Origin of the sequence: Longimicrobium sp. (genome assembly GCF_036399935.1) — a bacterium.
Classification (GTDB): domain Bacteria; phylum Gemmatimonadota; class Gemmatimonadetes; order Longimicrobiales; family Longimicrobiaceae; genus Longimicrobium.
Window position 1 is genome coordinate 116,644 of sequence record NZ_DASWMD010000023.1, and the last position, 17,579, is coordinate 134,222.

The 17,579-nt window shown below is 68.3% G+C and carries 18 protein-coding genes and 1 pseudogene; 1 reads left to right on the plus strand and 18 read right to left on the minus strand.

From position 1 onward, the window contains the following. Window positions 1-119 precede the first annotated feature (119 nt). The 3 genes from VGB24_RS09245 to VGB24_RS09255 all read right to left on the minus strand — a co-directional run bounded on the left by VGB24_RS09245 (window position 120) and on the right by VGB24_RS09255 (window position 2,127). A complete protein-coding gene (locus VGB24_RS09245; protein ID WP_331072660.1) occupies window positions 120-1,055 on the minus strand; it encodes a hypothetical protein in 936 nt (311 codons plus the stop codon). Between the two features lie 345 nt (window positions 1,056-1,400). Next, the gene (locus VGB24_RS09250; protein ID WP_331072661.1) at window positions 1,401-1,820 is read right to left on the minus strand and encodes a hypothetical protein; all 420 of its coding nucleotides are present in this window, start codon (window positions 1,818-1,820) and stop codon (window positions 1,401-1,403) included. 52 nt (window positions 1,821-1,872) lie between these two features. Continuing rightward, complete coding sequence (locus VGB24_RS09255) at window positions 1,873-2,127, minus strand: DUF202 domain-containing protein (protein WP_331072662.1); 255 nt, start codon at window positions 2,125-2,127, stop codon at window positions 1,873-1,875. A 174-nt stretch (window positions 2,128-2,301) separates the two neighbouring features. Here VGB24_RS09255 and VGB24_RS09260 point away from each other — a divergent pair, with 174 nt between their 5' ends. Further along, window positions 2,302-3,168 carry a DUF5715 family protein gene (locus VGB24_RS09260; protein WP_331072663.1) on the plus strand — a complete coding sequence of 289 codons (867 nt, stop codon included), beginning with the start codon at window positions 2,302-2,304 and terminating at the stop codon, window positions 3,166-3,168. A gap of 6 nt (window positions 3,169-3,174) precedes the next feature. Here VGB24_RS09260 and VGB24_RS09265 read toward each other — a convergent pair whose 3' ends face one another. The 15 genes and pseudogenes from VGB24_RS09265 to VGB24_RS09330 form a co-directional block, all read right to left on the minus strand. Next, complete coding sequence (locus VGB24_RS09265; protein WP_331072664.1) at window positions 3,175-3,660, minus strand: nuclear transport factor 2 family protein; 486 nt, start codon at window positions 3,658-3,660, stop codon at window positions 3,175-3,177. A 148-nt stretch (window positions 3,661-3,808) separates the two neighbouring features. Further along, entirely contained in the window at window positions 3,809-5,320 is a 1,512-nt protein-coding gene (locus VGB24_RS09270) for a glycosyl hydrolase family 18 protein (RefSeq protein ID WP_331072665.1), read from the minus strand. Window positions 5,321-5,713: 393 nt separating this feature from the next. Further along, the gene (locus VGB24_RS09275) at window positions 5,714-6,022 is read right to left on the minus strand and encodes an EthD family reductase (RefSeq protein ID WP_331072666.1); all 309 of its coding nucleotides are present in this window, start codon (window positions 6,020-6,022) and stop codon (window positions 5,714-5,716) included. Continuing rightward, window positions 6,010-6,561, minus strand: coding sequence for a GNAT family N-acetyltransferase (locus VGB24_RS09280; protein WP_331072667.1), 552 nt, complete (start codon window positions 6,559-6,561; stop codon window positions 6,010-6,012). The genes VGB24_RS09275 and VGB24_RS09280 overlap by 13 nt, the downstream gene beginning before the upstream one ends. 242 nt (window positions 6,562-6,803) lie before the next feature. Then, window positions 6,804-8,297, minus strand: a complete 1,494-nt coding sequence (locus VGB24_RS09285) for a glycosyl hydrolase family 18 protein (protein WP_331072668.1) — start codon at window positions 8,295-8,297, stop codon at window positions 6,804-6,806. 243 nt (window positions 8,298-8,540) lie between these two features. Then, window positions 8,541-10,184 (minus strand): hypothetical protein, encoded by a 1,644-nt coding sequence (locus VGB24_RS09290; RefSeq protein WP_331072669.1) that lies wholly within the window; start codon window positions 10,182-10,184, stop codon window positions 8,541-8,543. Window positions 10,185-10,358: 174 nt separating this feature from the next. Further along, window positions 10,359-10,673: a hypothetical protein gene (locus VGB24_RS09295; RefSeq protein ID WP_331072670.1), complete on the minus strand. Its 315-nt coding sequence runs from the start codon at window positions 10,671-10,673 to the stop codon at window positions 10,359-10,361. Between the two features lie 159 nt (window positions 10,674-10,832). Next, window positions 10,833-11,501, minus strand: coding sequence for an NAD(P)H-binding protein (locus VGB24_RS09300; RefSeq protein WP_331072671.1), 669 nt, complete (start codon window positions 11,499-11,501; stop codon window positions 10,833-10,835). Between the two features lie 149 nt (window positions 11,502-11,650). After that, on the minus strand, window positions 11,651-12,040 hold the full coding sequence (locus VGB24_RS25330; protein ID WP_349263909.1) for a GNAT family N-acetyltransferase: 390 nt from the start codon (window positions 12,038-12,040) through the stop codon (window positions 11,651-11,653). A gap of 123 nt (window positions 12,041-12,163) precedes the next feature. Continuing rightward, window positions 12,164-12,610, minus strand: a pseudogene (locus VGB24_RS25455) (DUF6933 domain-containing protein); the annotation flags it as partial. Then, window positions 12,607-12,852: a helix-turn-helix transcriptional regulator gene (locus VGB24_RS09310; protein ID WP_331072673.1), complete on the minus strand. Its 246-nt coding sequence runs from the start codon at window positions 12,850-12,852 to the stop codon at window positions 12,607-12,609. The pseudogene VGB24_RS25455 and the gene VGB24_RS09310, both read right to left, overlap by 4 nt. A 707-nt stretch (window positions 12,853-13,559) precedes the next feature. Beyond that, window positions 13,560-14,444 carry a 3-hydroxybutyryl-CoA dehydrogenase gene (locus VGB24_RS09315; RefSeq protein WP_331072674.1) on the minus strand — a complete coding sequence of 295 codons (885 nt, stop codon included), beginning with the start codon at window positions 14,442-14,444 and terminating at the stop codon, window positions 13,560-13,562. Between the two features lie 69 nt (window positions 14,445-14,513). After that, complete coding sequence (locus tag VGB24_RS09320) at window positions 14,514-15,386, minus strand: hypothetical protein (protein ID WP_331072675.1); 873 nt, start codon at window positions 15,384-15,386, stop codon at window positions 14,514-14,516. A 12-nt stretch (window positions 15,387-15,398) separates the two neighbouring features. Next, complete coding sequence (locus tag VGB24_RS09325) at window positions 15,399-16,637, minus strand: acetyl-CoA C-acetyltransferase (protein WP_331072676.1); 1,239 nt, start codon at window positions 16,635-16,637, stop codon at window positions 15,399-15,401. Between the two features lie 374 nt (window positions 16,638-17,011). Further along, on the minus strand, window positions 17,012-17,530 hold the full coding sequence (locus VGB24_RS09330) for a tRNA (cytidine(34)-2'-O)-methyltransferase (protein ID WP_331072677.1): 519 nt from the start codon (window positions 17,528-17,530) through the stop codon (window positions 17,012-17,014). Window positions 17,531-17,579 lie beyond the last annotated feature (49 nt).

The window sequence follows — 17,579 nt, forward strand, 5'->3', positions numbered from 1 at the left end:
GCGCGTGTCCACGACCCGGCGCTTTCGAGAGGTTGTCAGTCGACCGAGGTGACGCTGCACGGGTGAGAGGTGCGTACTTCCATTCCCCCTCGGAGCACCCCCTGCCAGCATCAGCAGCGCTAGTCTGGCAAACGCGCGACGGTCCATCGGTTCGGGGCGTCGGCATCAGGAGGAACGTAGAAGATCGTCCTGGTGCCCGGATCGGTTCCCAGAACCTGCGGCGAAACGTTCCGGGATTCCCATCGGCGGGCGCCAGCACGGTCCTGCGCAAGCAGATGCCAGGTGCGCCGCCTGGCCGGGCTTGCATCGATGCCCTGATAGGCGACGAGCACCGCTCCATCCGGCAGCCAGTCGACATCGGCGACGAAATCGAAGGAACTCAGCCACTCCGACGCCTCTCGCGTGTTGCTCATCGTGCGGCTGGGTCCCTCACGGGGCACCCGTCGGAAGCTCTCGGAATTGAGCGCCACCTGCCCCGCGTCGCGTCCATCGAGCGTATGGAAGTAGAGGGTATCGCTGGAGGCGAACGTCGAAACGACCGTGTCGCCTCGCACCGCGGTCATCACGTAGCCCCCCACTCCCGCCGCAGCGCGATTCCTCTGCCGCGCCCAAGGCGCGAAGAAGCTGCGCCTGGACGCGTTCCGGTCGATGCTCCAGACATGCAGCCGTGGGCTGTTGTCCCCGAGGCCCTCCCCGACCCCGGCAATGAGAAGCGTCGAGTCATCCACGACCTCGGCGTCCGAGACCCTGATCAAACGGGTTTCCGCGGTGCGCGTTACCCGTTGTCCTTCTGCATCCCAGAAGGTGAGCCGGCCGTTGCGGTCTACGGCCACGATTGCACCTGACGCCAGGCGGATGACGGTGACGACCGAATAGAACTCACCGGGGCCCTGCCCGCGCCGGCCTGCGAACCAGAGCAGCTTGCCCTCGGGCGAATAGCGCCTGATCTGGGACTCGCGGTGATCAGCGACGAGAAAGCCCCCGCGCGCGTCTATCCGAAGGGTAGGGGTGACGTTGACGACGTCGTCATTCTCCTCGACCTCGAGGGTGCGCACGTGTCGGAGGGTCGCCCCGGCTGCTGCCGCAGCGACACCGGCGCCCCCCGGCGGCTGGGGCCCCCTGTCGCATCCACTTCCACCGAGGAGCACCAGTGCGGCGGCGGCGAGGCAAACGCTGTTCGATGCGATCCGATGCGGACTGCCAGTATGTGCTCTCACGTCGCACCATGGTGAGGGATCGTTCCCTGCGGCTGATCGGCATGGTAATAGGCCCGTTCGGCATGTCAAGGTTGCCGATGCGAATGCATCCCCCCCGCCGAATCAGGCCTGTTCCGATGCACGTGTCGCGTCTGGCGAGAAAACGAGGGCGGGCTCCGCGATGGTCGCGGAGCCCGCCCTTCGTCATGCCCGCGCCCCGCGTGCCCGCTCGCGGCGCGGCTGCGAATCCGGGGTGTCCTCGTCGTCGTCGCACTCGCGGAGGTGCCCGGAATACGTCCTGGAGTTGTCGAGCACCCACAGCCAGCACCCCGGCGCACCGGCCTGCAGCGTGGCGTTGAACGTCAGCGGGCCGTTGGCGCCGCCGCCGATGGTGCGCGCCGAGAGCACGGTGTTCGCACCCGTTTCCATCGACACGCGGCAGACCTCCTGTCCCGGCATGATGTCGTACCGGGCCAGCCCCACGCGCGCGATCACGTTCCCGTAGCCGGCGGTGGCGTTCCGGACGCAGATGCGGGTGCGCTCGCGCTGGTCGGCGTCTTCGCCCTTCCGGAGCGGAAGGCACGCGGTGAGCGCGACGGCTGCGACGATGGCCAAGCGGTACATGCGGCCTCCGGGTGGAAGTGCGTTCGCGCCGCCCATGCCCCGCGGCGCGTCCTTACGGAAACTCGCCCTTCAGATACCTGCGCAGCACCAGGAAGCGGCGTGCGCCGATCACGAACCCCACCGCGCCCAGGATCACCAGGGCCCAGCCGCCCACCGTCGCCAGCATTCCGGGAACGAAGCGCGCGAGACTCGCGCCACCGACGATCAGCGTCATCGCCGTCCGCACGTAGGCCAGCAGGGTGCGTTCGTTGGCGAGCAGCGTTCGCTCGAGCGCCATCCGGTCCGGGTCGCGCGTGGGCGGGTTCATGCCAGTCCAGTTTGCGAGGCGTGTGCCACGTCCGCGGCCGGCGCGGATGCGCCACCTGCCCACGCCGCGGGATCCGCGAACGCGAGCATCCGGTGCGCCCGAAGCGTGTGCTGGCATGCATCTGGCCCCGCGCCCCCGGCTGACTTTTCCTGGATAGACTCCGAAGGGGAACCGATGTACGGAATGCGACGCTGGGTGGTGGCGGGGATGGTGGGCGTGCTGGCGGCGGGGGCGTGCGCCCCGGGCGCGCACGACGACGACGTGAACGAGCCGGAGGAGGCGGGGGAGAGCACGCCGCCGCTGTCCGCGAACGCCCCGGCGCCCGCACCGGCCCCGGCGCTGGACCCGGCGGCGGTGCAGGCCCGCATCGACGCGCGCCGCGACTCCATCCGCGCCGCGTTCGCCAGGGTGAACAAGCTGAAGTGGCGGGAGGTGTGGGGCCTGCGCCGCGACAAGAACGCCGAGCAGATCGCCCGGGCGCAAAGCCTGGGCGTCCGCGTTTCCGGCGAAGCGCAGATCGCGCAGCTCGCCAGGCAGGGGCGGCTGGTGGCGCTGGAGGACAGCACGGAATACTGGGTGCTGCGCAAGATGACGCACTCGGTGCCCTACATGACGCCCGATGGGCACGCCATGCTCCGGGAGGTCGGCCGGCGGTTCCATGCGAGGCTCGACAGCCTGGGGCTGCCGCGCTTCCGCATGAAGGTCACCTCCGCGCTGCGGACGGACGAAACGCAGGCGGAGCTGCGCAAGATCAACCCCAACGCGTCGCAGACCGTCAGCTCGCACGAGTACGGCACCACGCTCGACGTTTCGCACGAGCGGTTCGCCGCGCCCGCCCCGCCCCGTGATGCGTCACCCGAATGGGCGCTGGAGGTGGTGATGATGGACACGGTGGTGAAGTACTACGGCAAGGAGCTGCAGGCGGAACTGGGCCGCGTGATCACCGAGATGCGGGCGGAGGGCGCGCTGATGGTGATGATGGAGGATGCCCAGCCCGTCTACCACATGACGGTCGCGCGCCGCTTCCGCGGCGCGCGGTAGGGCGGATCAGGGCCGCGCGGCCTGGCCCGACCACGGGCACTCGCGGCGCCGGGTGTCGGTGATCTGGATGATCTGCCAGCCGGCCTCCATCCGCACGAACTGGAAGGCGTTCACGCCGCAGTGGCTGAACTGGTCGCCCAGGTAGAAGGCGTAGTTCATCCACGCCGTCGCCAGCGGGCCGTCCACGCGGATCTCCACCTCCGAGATCCGCTCGTCCCACACCTTGTCGTGCGGCGTTCCCACCGCGCGGATGAACGGGTCGATGCTGTCGCCGCGCAGCATCGTCCGGCCCTCGCGAACCCCGACGGACTGCAGGCGTGCCGTGGGGTGGAAGAGCGGGCGGAGGGCCGTGCTGTCGCCCGCGCGCATGGCGTCGAACATCCGGTCGACGACGGCGCGCACTTCCTGCTGCTCGGGGGTGTCCTGGGCCGCGAGCGAGCGGTCGCCCGCCACCAGGGCGAGCGTGAGGGCGAGTAGACGAAGGATTCGCATCGGGAAGTGGGATGGACAGGGGAGGTATGCGGCGCGAGCGCCGGGAGTGATTCAAAGCTGAGGACGTGCTCGCGGTTGCGCCAGCCCCGTGCACGAACGAGAGGGGCGCCGCGGCCGCGGCGCCCCTCTTCGTCGAATCGGAGCCCGCCTACTGCGCCAGGAACGCGCGCGCGGCGGCGGCCAGCAGCGGGTCGCGGCTGCCGATGGGCGCAGCGGGAAGGTGGCCCTCGGCGATGGTCCACACGATGGCGCCGCCCAGCCCGCGGGCGCGGGCGAAGTCGCCCTTGGCCGCGATGGACTGCTCGTCCTCGTAGCTGACGAGGTTGCAGCCGTTCGGCCCCCTGGGCGAGCTGAAGGTAAGGTACGGCACGCCGGCCGCCGCGTCCCACCGCCTGGCCGTGGCGTCGTAGTACGACGACATGATGGTGGCGTAGCTCATGTTGTTGTCGTTGCCCACGCGCGAGGTGGTCGTCGACTGCGCCACGCGCGGCTGGGTGGCGCCCTTCCAGCAGGTGCCGTAGAAGCCCAGCCCAATCCCCAGCTTGGCCGCGGGCACGCCGATGGCCAGGTACCGGTCCACCGTGCTGGCGACGGAGGCCGGGCGCGCGGGCGCGGCGTCGTGCAGCGGCGAATGGTGCCACACCTCCCACCCCTGCCAGGCGCCGCCCATCCCGTAGCTCATCAGGTTCATCTGGTCCACCACCGCGGCGGTCTGCGCGTACCAGGCGTCGTACGTGGCGGGAAAGTTGTTGTTGACCGTGCCGACCGGAATGGTGATCAGCATTCCCGGCCGGCGGGCGCGCAGTTGCTGGAGGAGCCAGAGCAGCGGGGCCTTGTCGGCCTCCTGGATGGGCTCCCAGTCCACGTCGATGCCGTCGTAGCCCAGGGCGTCCATCGTCGCCAGCAGGTTGGTGACGAACACCTCGCGGTACGTGGCCGACGCCGCGCTCACGAACTGCGCGTGGGTCCCGCCACCGCCCAGCATCAGGATGGCCTTCTTTCCGGCCTGGTGGGCGCGGGTGGACAGGGTGCGCGCCATCGCCGGGCCGTTGACGTCGTCGATGTCGAAGTTCGTCAGCACGCCGCCGGTGGAGGTGGGCAGGATGCGACCGACGATGATGTGCGTCATCAGCGAGAAATCCACCTCCGACGCCGGGTACAGGCTGCGCTGATAGCCCACGTAGTAGCCCGACACCCATCGCCCCGGGGTGCCGGACGGCGGCGGCAGCGCCGGTGCGGCCTGTGGCGTCACGGGTGCGGAGGAGGCGGAGGCCGGCCCCGCGCCCGCCGAGTTGATGGCCACCACGCTGAAGGTGTAGGCGGTGCCGTTCGCCAGCCCGGCCACGGTGGCGGTGGTCGTGGGCGCGGCCACGGAGACGGTGGCTCCGCTGGGGCTCGCGGTCACCCGATAGCTCTGCAGCGTGCGCCCGCCGTCGCTGTAGGGAGCGGCCCAGCCCACGGTCGCCCGGGCGTCCCCCGCCACCGCATGGACGGACTGGGGCGCGCCGGGAAGCGCGGACTTCCGCGCCTCCATGGCCTGGCCGTTCGGCTGAGTGCTTTCCGTGGGGCTGGCGCCGCTGCACGCGGCGGCGAGGAAGAGCGCGAGGGCCGTCCCCGGGCGAAGAAGCCCGGACGGGGTCGTGATTCGTGGATGTGCCATGAGGGTCCTGCCGGCGAGAAGATGGGCCGCCGCCTCTCGACGGAAGTGGCGGGTGCCATCCGGAGCGCGGCGGTCTGGGAGGGGAGGCGCGCGTGCCGATTCGGCTCGCGCGCGGTCCAGGATCGAAGGGCGGGGCACGCCAGGAGGCGCGTGAGTCAGCAGCCTCGCTGCCTACTCAGCCCAACGTCATCGGTGTGCGATGTAGCAGCTACTGCGCCACCCATCGATCCCACACCGCCTGTTCCCTGAATTAGTCCAGATTCCGCGCCGTATCTCGCGTTCGATGGGGGAAGGCGCCCCAGGACTGCAGCGTGTAGCAGATGCCGTAACTACTGCGAATCGCCAGGAACTCAGCGTTTTGCAACCGTAGCAGATAAAGACGCCGCCGCCGCGTCAGACCTGCTCGGAATCGAAGACGAGGACCGTAACGCCACCCGTGCCCAGGGCGGCCGCGTCCGCGGCGGCTGCGGAGCCCTCGGGAGTGTTCAGCCCCGCGTGCAGGTCTTCCATGCTGTCGAAGTTCAGGATCAGCACCAGGTGGTACGGGCCCGGACCTTCGGCCGTCATCACGGCGCCGCGGCTGATCTCCAGCGAGCTGAGCCGGGGAATCTTCCTGGCGACGTCGAGGTGCGTGTCTTGGAGGTGCTTCTCGAATGCGGCTGCATCCGTGGGGTGGTTGTACAGTGAAATCAGCTTGGCCATGGCGCCTCCTGGGGTGATGAAAGGTGATCCTGCGCGACACGGTCATCCGGCGCGCGACCCGCCGAGCGCCAGTCGCCGCGTAGCTCCATCGGCATGAACGCGATGCCGTTCTGTACCTGCACGGCACCCGTCGCCCTGAAGCCGAACCGCTCGTAGACCGGCACGGCGTTGACGGACGAGTTCACCGTGAAGCGGCCGGTGTTGCCGTCGTCCGCCGCCGCTCGCTTCGCCAGGTCCCACAGCTGTGACGCGATGCCCTGCCTCTGGAACGGCTCGGCGACCATCAGGTGATACAGGTGCCCCGCATCGCGCACCCCGACGATCCCCGCCAGCTCGCCCGCGCTTTCGGCCAGGTGATAGCGATAGCGGCCGCTGGCGATGGAATCCGCGATTGCCAGCGGCGTGATCGTTTCGAAGAACGCCGCCGCGTCCTGGGGGCGGTCCGGGTCCGCGAGGAAGTACCGTGCGAGCGACGCGATCAGCGCGCTGATGTGTCCGGCGTCGTCGGTGGTCGCTTCGCGGATGGTGATCTCTGCCATCGATCGTCGGCGCGGGGACTCGGATGTCGATGGCGCTGATCGGCACCACCATCGTCGTTCTGAAGCGGAACCAGAAGGACGGGTTGGAGCAGGGCCTCTTGCCGGACGAGGTGGATCGCGCCCTGGGAGACGCGCCGCCGCCGTGACCGACGCTATGTAGATGGTCGATGTCCATTCGCGCAAGAGATTCGGGGCGCACGGGACGATTCCCGTGCGCCCCGACCATCATTCCGCGCCCGGGCTTACTGGGCGAGGAACGCCTGGTGCGCGGCGGCCAGCAGTGGGTCGCGGCTCCCGGCCGGTGCCGTGGGCAGGTGGCCCTGTCCGATCGTCCAGATGATGGTGCCGCCGAGGCCCTGGCTCCGGGCGAACTCGCCCTTGGCCGCGATGGACTGCTCGTTCTCATACGAGATGAAGTTGCAGCCCTGCGGACCCTTCGGCGCGCTGAACGTCAGGTACGGCGCGCCCGCCGCGGCGTCCCACCAGTACGCCGAGGCGTCGTAGTAGTGCGCCATGATGTTGGTGTAGCTCATCACGTTGTCCTCGGCCACCAGCGCGGTGCCGGCGTTCTGCTGCTCGCGGGGGCCGTAGTTGTTCTTCCAGCACGCGCCGTAGAACCCCATGCCGATGCCCAGCTTGGCCGCCGGCACGCCCACGCTCAGGTAGCGCTGCACCGTGCTGGAGATCGATACCGGGCGGTACGTGGCCGCGTCGTTCAGCGGCGAGTGGTGCCACACCTCCCAGTACGGCCACGGGCCAGACATGCTGTAGCTCATCACGTTCATCTGGTCGACGATGGCCGCGGCCTGCGCGTACCAGGCGTCGTACGTGCCCGGGAAGTTGTTGTTCACCGTGCCGACGGGAATGGTGATGAGCATTCCCGGGCGCCGGGCGCGCAGCTCCTGCAGCAGCGCCAGCAGGGGCGCCTTGTCGGCCTCTTCGATGGGCTCCCAGTCCACGTCGATGCCGTCGTAGCCCAGGTCGTCCATCGTCGCCAGCAGGTTGGTGACGAAGGCGGAGCGATAGCTGGACGAGGCCGCGCCCACGAACTGCGCGTGGGTGCCCGCGCCGCCCAGCATCAGGATGGCCTTCTTGCCGGCCTGGTGCGCGCGCGTGCTCAGGGTGCGCGCCATGGCCGGGCCCTCGACGTCGTTGATGTCGAAGTGCGTCAGCACCCCGCCCGTTGACGTGGGCAGAATGCGCCCCACGATGATGTGGCTCATCAGCGAAAAGTCCACTTCGTCGGGCGGATACAGGCTGCGCTGGTAGCCCACGTAGTAGCCCGACACCCAGCGGCCGGTGGACGCAGGCGGCGGCGTGGTGGAAGCCTGCGGCGTCACCGCGTTCGACGGCGCCGAGGCCGGCCCGGTGCCCACGGAGTTCGTCGCGGCGACGGTGAACGTGTACGTGGTTCCGTTCGTCAGGCCGGTGATGCTGGCCGTGGTCGCCGGGGCGGTGACGGTGAGCGTGGCGCCGCCGGGCTGCGTCGTCACGCGGTAGCTGCTGATCGGCTTGCCGCCGTTGCTGGCGGGCGCCGTCCAGGTGACGGTGGCGCGCGCGTCACCCGCGGTCGCCTGCACGGACTGCGGCGCGCCGGGAACGGTGGCGCGGGCCTTGGCCGCGCGGCCTTCGCTCGGGCCGGTGGCCTTCGTGGCGGCATCGGTGCATCCGGCGGCCAGGACGAAGGCGAGCGCGGCGGCGAAGTGCCGGGCGGAACTGTATCGTGAGTGCGTCATCGGTCGCGTTGGTTCGTGATTGCGAGTAGAACCTGCGCGATGATTTTCACGAGTTTTCCGGTGCCGGGCATGGGGCGGATGACCCAGCTTCGTACCTTCCGTGCTCGCCGATGACAACGATGAAGGGCGCCGCATGCCCGCGGCGCCCCTCCGCTCCCATCCCACGTCTTCTGTTCGAGGAGTTCGACGCACGTCAGGGCCACATGCTTGCCGCAGGCAGCCGACGAACCACAGGCGGTCCGTTCAGTTACCGATCGTGCGTGAGCCGTGGAACGGGAGCACGCGTCCCACCCAGTCCACCGTGTTGTCCAGCCAGCCCAGCAGCTTGAGGTCCGCGTCCAGTGACGCGGGCGGCGAGGCAATCAGCGTGTCCGCCGCGATCAGCCGCGTAAAGTCTACGCGCACCGGCCCCGTTCGCTCCGTCACGCGGTCCCCGAAGTGGAACTTGACGCCTGCGCGCTGCATGATGTTGATGAACTCCTGGGCCACCAGCCCGTACGCCACGGTGGTGGGATGCACGCCGTCCAGCGAGAACAGCCCGCCCGCCGTGCGGCCGCTCGGCCCCGCCCGAAAGAAGCGGGAATCGGGAACAGGGTCCAGGGCGGTGAGTTCCGGCGGTAGCTCGTACGGGTACCACCATGCCGGCCTGGCGCTGATGTCGTCCTGGTAGCGCCGGCAGGCCAGCCGGTCCAGCATTCCCGCGATGTCCAGGACGTACCAGTCCAGTCCGTCCTGGCGCGCCTGCTTTACCACGGTGGCGATGTGGTCGTTGTACTGGTCGATCGCGCTGTCCACCGCTCGGGCCTGCGTTTCCGTGAGGTGCGGGTCGTCTACGGCCTTGAACTGCCCATCCGAGATCCACGGCCGGGTATAGTACGGGAAGTACCGGGACCCCTCCCGAACCTTTCTGGCGACGCCCCGCGCGATGGGCGCGATGGTGACGTGGGGCACGTTGCCGAAGATTACATGCCGTGCGCGAACGTTGCGCAGCTGCCCGGCAATCTCATTGAACTCCTGAATGAAGTGGCTGGGCCTCCACACGTTGTACGCCGCCTTGCCATCCAGCGAGTCGAACCCAGCCCCACTCCACCTCACCTGCAGCGAAGTGACTGCACCAAGGGCGTTGTTGGCCCCGAGCATAACGATCAGTGTTTCGATCCCATCCGCGCCTGTGTCGATCGTGCCGTCCTGTTTGCGTGCTCCCGCGGTGCCCAGCTTGGCGGCTGCCTCGAACACCGTCAGCGCACGCTTCTGATCGTACGCAGAGGCATAGACCCGCCGCGCAGCGCGCTCATTGGCATTCTCGACAACTTGTTTGAGCAGGTCGTCCTTGGGTTTTTTGATGGATACCTTGAGGGTCGCGTCGGTGCGGGAAAGCGCGTCCCGGAGATCCCAGCCATACACCGCCAAGTTGTGCATGATGCCGCTCGTGACAGGCGGCTCCGCGCCCGGGCCCCGCTCCCAGTAATCCTCCACCCGGGCCATGAGGCTTCGCAAGCGCATCACGGCCAATGGAAGTTCGAGCACGTTGATGGAACTGCCGTACCGGTGCTCCAGGTCGCGGACCAGGTACTCGATGTTCAGCGGCAGACCTCCATGCGCATCGTACGTGGGATGGCGAAAGAACTCGTCCCACCCCATCTCCCACGCGACGATCATGGGCCACGACAGGCGCGTGTTGAAGATGGCCCCGCTCTGAAAACCGTGGGTGAGCGAATCTCCAATGGTCACTAACCGGTTCACCGGCGCTGTCGTACCCCACTCAGGTTTGGGCGGCACCGTGATCCCGAGCGTCGGATCCAAGTCCGGCTCTCGGGCCTCCATGCGGATCTCCACGTCGTCTGGCGTGTCGGGAGCGCGTGCATTGTCGGGCACGATTATGGGCATGCAGCCTCCATTGCGGATGGTTGATTAGATTCGGATGACCGGCAGCGCTGGTCAGAGGACGCTCTCGCGCTCATGCAGAAGAATTGGATGGACGCATCGAATTGGTTTCCGATGCGCACGGGGGGGCGGGCGTGAGCGAGACGAGCGACGGGATCGCGGATGACGGCAGGCCCGTCAGTAGGCGCTTCCGCGACGACGGCGAATGGGAGAAGCGTTGCGGTGGTACCAGACAAGGAATGAGAACATCGCGAAAGCGGGTGCGCCAATGAGAATAAGCACGGCGGCGCCGACCGCCCACGCACGGTCCGCAGACACGCCGAACTGCCACGCCAGCCAGCAGCATCCCCCGCACCCCAGCCACACGGCCGCCAGCACCTGCCCTCCGTAGGCGGATCGCAGTGCATTCGCCAGCGGGCGCAGGAGCCGATCGACGAGCGGGATCAGCAACTCGACGAGGAACCATATGGCGATCTCCACCAGAATCTCCACGTCTCCTCCGGATCAGAAGGTGTCCACACCTTCGTCCGTACGTTCACCCGGGCGCCCGGTTTCGCGTGCGCGGAAAGACGGCGGAAGTGCGGTGCCGGAGAAGCACGTTGGGGTGGATGGAAACCGACCGTGATCAGAGGTGCGGAACGCGAATGCCAATCAGGCGCCGCGCGCCGCGGACTGCCGCTGGCGGTCCGCCATGCTGCGGAGTTCGCGATTGTCGATGATCCGCGCCCGCTGCTTCTCCACCGTAGCCTGGATCATCGCGAAGCCGATGTCTTCGCCCGCCACGTACAGCCCGCGGAAGGGCCGCAAGAGGCGGAAAACGGGCCGCATCACCTGCAGAAACCGGGGAGCGTTCGCCGAATCCGCCCCATCGATGAACGCGGGACGCCAGCACACCGCGCCGAAGCCGCTGATCAGGTCCTGCTCCGTCTGCGCCTTTACCCGCGCCCACATCATGCGGCTATCCAGCGCCGCGCCCTGCCCGCTGACGAAGTGAAACGCCGCGCCGGGGCTGTGAAGGTTGAGCATCCGCGCCGCGGTCATCGTAAAGTCATGCGTGATCACGCGATACGCCGCCTCGTCCGGCACCTGCGTGGCGGAGATGCCCAGGCACCAGAAGCATGCATCCACGTCCCTGAACGCCTCCGCTACGCGGGAGTAATCCAGAAAATCGTCGTGGATGAACACACGTACCCGGTCGCTCGCGAACGCCGGCGGGCGCCGTGCAATCGCGCGTACCTCATCCACCGCGGGCGAGGACGCGCACGCCCGCAGCACGCTTCCGCCCGCCGCCCCCGTCGCACCGAAAACAAGAACCTTCATGTTCGCTGATCCCAGAGAATAGGGGTGGCCTCGGCCGGCGGGTGGACGCAAGCAGCACGTGGCGAATCGCAGATGCGGCGAGCAGCGCCGCCAACCCGCGCCACCCTTGTTGTTTACGAACCGCGCGTAACCCGATGCCGGCCGTCACGTCAGGCCGCGGGGCGGGTGAGACGGATCAGTCCTGCCGCCGAAGGACGAAATCCGCAGCCTTCGTAGAAATCCTCGAGGCGAGGCTCGTAGTCGACGTGAATCCACTCTGCACCAGCCTCACGGGCCGCCGCGACCGCCCGCCGCACCAGCGCCGTCCCAATTCCGCGCCGTCGATGATCCGGGTGCACCGTCGTGTCCAGCAGGAACGCATGCGCCCCACCATCCCACGCCACGTTCACGAACCCGATCAACTGCTCGCCCGCGTATGCGCCAACCCAGGCCAGGCTCCGGCTGAGCACATTGGCGAAATCGCGCGCCACGTGGTCCGGCCAGGCGGCGGCGAAAAGCTCATTCAGAACCGCGTCGCCGAGCGCGGGGCGTACGCGCAAGCCGGACCCGGGCGTCGGAAGCCGGGGGGCCGCGTGCAGCGGGGAGGGGCGATGCGGAAAAGGACGTGGTTCAACAACCCCGGCCAACTCGGCGAGCACCCACGTGGCATCCTTGTACCCGAGCATGCCGTGGGGATTGTCAGCCAGCTTCACCTCGAGCCTATCCAGATCGATACCCTCGAACGATCGATACAGCTCCGCCTCGAACCAGATCTGCGTTGCCAGATCGTTCATGGACCCGAGCACCCGCCGATTCTTCGTCCGCGCCACGATGGTCTCGTTCAGATCGCCCAACTGCGCGTCGATCCACTCGCCCGGGAGTTCCAGCCGCCGGAGCAGAGTCGGAAGACGATTACGGAACGTCGGGAGCGTGGTGTGCAGCGCGCGTCCCGGAGCGACTACGCAGACCAGGGTGTTGGGGTTCGTGTAGAGCACGAGCGATCGCCCCGCGAACGGCACCGGCACGATGTTCACGTACCACTCGCCCAACGGGGCGGCGGGCTCCGGCGGCTCGGCGGTCACGGGCAGCTTGGTGCCCTTCAGCAGGCGCTGCGTGCAGCGGAAGATCATTCGTGTACCGGGCGATTGGCACCTTCGGACTCTGCCGCTACGAGCAGTTCGGAACCGCTTGTGCCGAGGGCATCCGCGATCAACCGAAGCACTCTGATCGTGGGCGACTTCAATCCGCGTTCCAGCTGGCTGATGTAGGTCGGATGAAGCTTGCAGCGGAACGCCACCGCCTCCTGGGACATCCCGACACTCCGCCGCCGCTGGGCGATCACTCGCCCCAACACCTTCTCGAAAGCGTCCATGGCTCCAGTCGTTGAGAGACCCGACCAGAGTCGCGGGACTGGTACTTTTGTACTATAGATTATAGTATTGATAAACAGGCGCGCCGAAACGTCTCACGGTAGCGAGCGGCGAATGGCGCCGGCGCGCCGTTCGCGTACTACCAAAGCGAGAGGGCGCCTGTCAGGCGCCCTCTCTTCATCATCTTGTACCCGCTTCACGGCACCGGAATCTGTCCCGATGTTGCCCGATGCGCCGCGCGGGCCCTTAGCCGCAGCAGTACTCGTCCGTGGCCTGGCTGTATTCCACGCAGAGAGTGGTGCACCGTGGGCCACCCGAACAGTCGCACCCTGTTGCATGGTTGAGCGAATGCGTAGTACAACCAGCCTCGTAGTGGGTGCAGTCCACTTCGCTATAACCCATGGCCGCAACGCCGCCACGCGCCACCGTTGCGAAGGTCTCGACTTGCAGGTGTTCCAGATTCAGTTTGACCTTTTTCACGTTGCCTCCAGAGGCGAAAGACGTTTGAGGTGCAGCGCGCGCGTTGCACGCGGGCTGTTTCTACAATAGCACCTACCAACGTTTTACGCAAATACGTGAGAGGTGGGAGTGCCGTCGCAGCGCCCTCTCCAGCAACGCCGATGTCGCCGGCTGCCTTCCGGGCTCGCATACGTCGATGGGCGCCGCGAGTCGCGGCGCCCATCGCCATCGCAGGTCCCAACCCGCCGGATTACACCAGGTTCATCGCCTTCGGCTGCTCGCCGGAGTAGTCGTAGAAGCCCTTGCCCGACTTGCGGCCGAAGTAGCCCATGGAAACCATGCGCTTCAGCAGCGGCGGCGAGGCGTACCGCTTCTCCTTGTACTCCTCGAACATGATGCCGCCGATCTTGTCGAGCGTGTCCAGCCCCACGAAGTCGGAAAGCACGAACGGCCCCATCGGGTAGCCGGTGCCCAGCTGCATCCCCTTGTCGATGTCGGTGATGCTCGCCACGCCCTGCTCCAGCGCGCGGATGGCGTCCATCATGTACGGCACCAGCAGCAGGTTCACCACGAAGCCCGAGTTGTCCTTGCAGACGATGGGCTCCTTGCCCAGCGACCGGGCGAACGCGAACGCCGTGTCGAACACCGCGGGGTCTGTGGCGATGGTCTTCACCACCTCTACCAGCTTCATCACCGGCACGGGATTGAAGAAGTGAAGCCCCACCATCCGCTCCGGCCGCTTGGTCGCCGCCGCCATGTCGGCGATGGTGAGCGACGAGGTGTTGCTGGCGAAGATGGTGTCGGGCCCGCAGACCGCGTCCAGCGTGCGCCACATCTCGTTCTTCACCGCCAGGTCCTCGACCACGGCCTCGATGATGATGTCGCAGTCCTTCAGGTCTTCCAGGTTGGTCGTTCCCCGCAGCCGCCCGACGATGGCGTCGCGGTCCTCGGCGGAAAGCTTGCCCTTGTCCACAGATTTGCCCAGCTGCTTGCCGATGCCGCCGATCCCGCGCTGGCAGACGTCGTCAGACACCTCGCGCACGATGGTCTCGTACCCCGCCGCGGCCGCCACCTGCGCGATGCCGCTCCCCATCAGCCCGCACCCCAGCACACCGACCCGCTTGATCTCCGCCATTCGGATCTCTCCCTCAGGATGAACTCGAAAGTGTTTCGTTGGATGCAAGGGCGCCGGGGCGCCCGTGTGTTACTCTACCTGCGACCGCCCGGGCCCCCCGGGCCGATGCGGATGCCGAACCCCGGCGGGCCGATGGTGATCCCGCCCCCGCCGTCTCCCCCGCCGCCACGGCCGGGCACCTTCAGCTCGCCGTGCTCCAGCCGGTCCAGGAAAGCCTCCAGCTTGTCCTGCGTCGATCCGCGCACCGCGCCGAAGATGCCGCGCGCCGCCAGGGCCGCCACCGCCACGACGGGGATACCGAGAAGGGCGAAGGGGTCGCCGAACATGATCGCGGTGGAGATCGACGGCCAGTCCGCCCCCTCCGCCACCAACGACGGCGCCGCCCGCGAGGCCCGCGCGCGTGCCGGTCACGTCCACCGACAGCTCCACCAGCGCGGTGCCGTCGTCGATGGCGGAAACCGCCACGTCCAGCTGCTGCAGCTCCATCATCTTGTGCTTGGAGCCGAACTTCTGCGCCGCGCGGCCGAAGGTGGCGCCCACGCCGGTGGCGCGCACGTAGCGCGTGCGGTCGGGAAAGCGCCGCTGCACCACCATGTACTCGCAGGCCAGCAGGTACTCCTCCAGCAGCAGCCCCACCTGCGCGGGGGGACGGCGCACCGTCCGCGCCGCGCGCACCACGCCGGGGCCCATCACCCGCGCCAGCGTGCCTTTTTCCTCCGGCGCCCGCCCGCGCACGTCGACGATGGCGCGCCGCACCGTCACCGCGTCCAGCCCCAGCTCCTGGCCGATGCGCAGCACCTCGCCCTCCGAAATGCCCTCGTCGGGCGCGCCGGTGGCGGACTGGATCTCCACGGCGCGGCGGATCACCGCCTCCAGCTCGCTGCTGGAAAGGCGGCGCGCGGGAAGGTTGCTCCCGCCCGGAGGGCCGCTGGAGTCAGTCACGCTGAACCGGGGTCAATCCGCCGCGATGGCCTGCTCGCCCGCGGCCGGGAACGCCTCCACCACCAGGGCGATCCCCTGCCCGCCGCCGATGCAGGCCGTGCCCAGTCCGAAACGCTTGCCCTGGCGCCGCAGCTCGTGAAGAAGGTGCACGGTGATGCGCGCGCCGCTCATGCCCAGCGGGTGGCTCATGGCGATGGCGCCGCCGGACACGTTGGTCCGCTCGCGGTCCAGCCCCAGCTCCTTTTCCACCGCGCAGTACTGCGACGCGAAGGCCTCGTTCACCTCCACCAGGTCCATCTGGCCGACGTCCATCTCCGCCCGCTTCAGCGCCACGCGCGACGCCGGCGCCGGCCCGATGCCCATGTGCTTGGGCTCCACGCCCGCGATGCCCCACGAGACCAGCCGGCCGATGGGGCTCAGCCCGTTGCGCCGCGCGTACGCCTCGCTGGCGATCATCACCGCCGCACCGCCGTCGCCGATCCCCGACGCGTTGCCGGCCGTCACCGTGCCGCCCTCCTTGAAGTACGGCTTCAGCTTGCCCAGCGACTCCATCGTGGTGTCGGGCCGCATGTGCTCGTCGCAGGCGAACTGCGTTTCGCCCTTGCGGCTCTTCAGGGTGATGGGGGTGATCTCGGCGTCGAAGCGCTTCTGCTCGCACGCCAGCCCGGCCAGCGTCTGCGAACGGTGCGCGTACTCGTCTACCTGCTGGCGGGTGATGCCGTACTTGTCGGCCAGGTTCTCGGCCGTCACGGCCATGGAGCAGCCGGCGAAGGTGTCGGTCAGCGCCTCCCACAGCAGGTCTTCGTAGTACTGGCCGGCGGGGCCCAGGCGCTGGCTGCCCCAGCGGGCGCCGCGGAGCACGTGCGGGGCCTGGCTCATGCTCTCGGTGCCGCCGCACAGCGCCACCTCGGCCTCGCCCAGCATGATCTCCATGGCGCCGCTGATAATGGCCTGGAAGCCGCTGCCGCATAGGCGGTTCAGCGTCAGCGCCGGCGTGTCGAGCGGAAGCCCGGCCTTGAGCCCGATGTGGCGGGCCAGGTAGATGGCGTCGGACGAGGTCTGCAGCGCGTTGCCGAAGACCACGTGGCCCACTTCCTCGGCCGGCACGCCCGACTCCTGCAGCGCGGCCTTGGCGGCGAACACGCCCAGGTCGGTGGCGCTGAAGTCCTTCAGCGAGCCGCCGAAGGTCCCCATGCCGGTGCGCTTGGCGGAAAGGAATACGACGTCGGTGTCCTTGCCCTGCGTAGCCATATGAAAACCCGATCCTCAGGTAGCGTGAGCGCGCCCGGTTCCGTCGCCGGGCGAAAGGGGGAAAACAGCGCAGAATACCGGCGGAATCGCTTTGAGTCAAGCCGATTCCGGACACTCGGACCATGAGCGCCGCTCATGCCCGGAGTGCGTCCCGAAGCCGGTGGTGGCCCAGGGCGGGTGAACCCGCGGCTGGAACAGCGGAAAGCCCCGACACGACGCGCTGACGCGCCGCCGTTCGGCGCTTCACCTGCACCCGGACCGATCTCCGGTCGCGCCCCACCGTCGTCCGTGCACGTCAGCAAGCCAGTCCGCGAAGGCGGACTTCGGGTAGTCGTTGCAGCGAGTTCATTCGCCCGTGCCAACTTGCGGCGCCCTCAAGTCCCTGGCGTCTCCCCAGTCTCCACCGCTCCAGCCGGGATCCACCCCACCTGCCGCAGCGCCTCGAAAAGCGAGATGCCCACGGCCGTGGACAGGTTCAGCGAGCGGGCGACGGGAAGCATGGGAATGCGGATGCACCGCTCGGGATCGGCCGCCAGCAGGTGCTCGGGAAGCCCGCGCGACTCGGGGCCGAACAGCAGCACGTCGCCCGGCTGGAACGACGCGCCCCACAGCGTCCGCGTGGCCTTGGTGGTGAGCATCCACACCCGCCGCCCCGCCGTCGCCGCCGTGAAATCCTCCCATTCCAGGTGATGGTGCCACTGCGTGTGCTGCCAGTAGTCCATCATCGCCCGCTTGGCCTTGGGATGCGTGAACGAGAACCCCAGCCGGCCGATCAGGTGCAGCGGCGAACCCGTGGCCCCGCACAGCCGCGCCACGGCACCCGCGTTCCCCGGGATCTCCGGCTCCAGCAAGGCGACGTGGATGGGAGGGGAAAGCGGAAGCTGCGTGCTCATCAGGCGTCGACCAGGTGAGAAAAGGGAAGAAACGAAGTGGCGGGGGGGG

Bases quoted from the DNA above. Each gene is read 5' to 3' on its own strand.
- VGB24_RS09315 (WP_331072674.1), bottom strand. From the start codon at position 14,444: ATGGCGGAGATCAAGCGGGTCGGTGTGCTGGGGTGCGGGCTGATGGGG.
- VGB24_RS09290 (WP_331072669.1), bottom strand. From the start codon at position 10,184: ATGCCCATAATCGTGCCCGACAATGCACGCGCTCCCGACACGCCAGAC.
- VGB24_RS09285 (WP_331072668.1), bottom strand. From the start codon at position 8,297: ATGACGCACTCACGATACAGTTCCGCCCGGCACTTCGCCGCCGCGCTC.
- VGB24_RS09260 (WP_331072663.1), top strand. From the start codon at position 2,302: ATGTACGGAATGCGACGCTGGGTGGTGGCGGGGATGGTGGGCGTGCTG.
- VGB24_RS09310 (WP_331072673.1), bottom strand. From the start codon at position 12,852: ATGGACGCTTTCGAGAAGGTGTTGGGGCGAGTGATCGCCCAGCGGCGG.
- VGB24_RS09255 (WP_331072662.1), bottom strand. From the start codon at position 2,127: ATGAACCCGCCCACGCGCGACCCGGACCGGATGGCGCTCGAGCGAACG.
- VGB24_RS09330 (WP_331072677.1), bottom strand. From the start codon at position 17,530: ATGAGCACGCAGCTTCCGCTTTCCCCTCCCATCCACGTCGCCTTGCTG.
- VGB24_RS09275 (WP_331072666.1), bottom strand. From the start codon at position 6,022: ATGGCCAAGCTGATTTCACTGTACAACCACCCCACGGATGCAGCCGCA.
- VGB24_RS09250 (WP_331072661.1), bottom strand. From the start codon at position 1,820: ATGTACCGCTTGGCCATCGTCGCAGCCGTCGCGCTCACCGCGTGCCTT.
- VGB24_RS09265 (WP_331072664.1), bottom strand. From the start codon at position 3,660: ATGCGAATCCTTCGTCTACTCGCCCTCACGCTCGCCCTGGTGGCGGGC.
- VGB24_RS09270 (WP_331072665.1), bottom strand. From the start codon at position 5,320: ATGGCACATCCACGAATCACGACCCCGTCCGGGCTTCTTCGCCCGGGG.
- VGB24_RS09300 (WP_331072671.1), bottom strand. From the start codon at position 11,501: ATGAAGGTTCTTGTTTTCGGTGCGACGGGGGCGGCGGGCGGAAGCGTG.
- VGB24_RS09280 (WP_331072667.1), bottom strand. From the start codon at position 6,561: ATGGCAGAGATCACCATCCGCGAAGCGACCACCGACGACGCCGGACAC.
- VGB24_RS09325 (WP_331072676.1), bottom strand. From the start codon at position 16,637: ATGGCTACGCAGGGCAAGGACACCGACGTCGTATTCCTTTCCGCCAAG.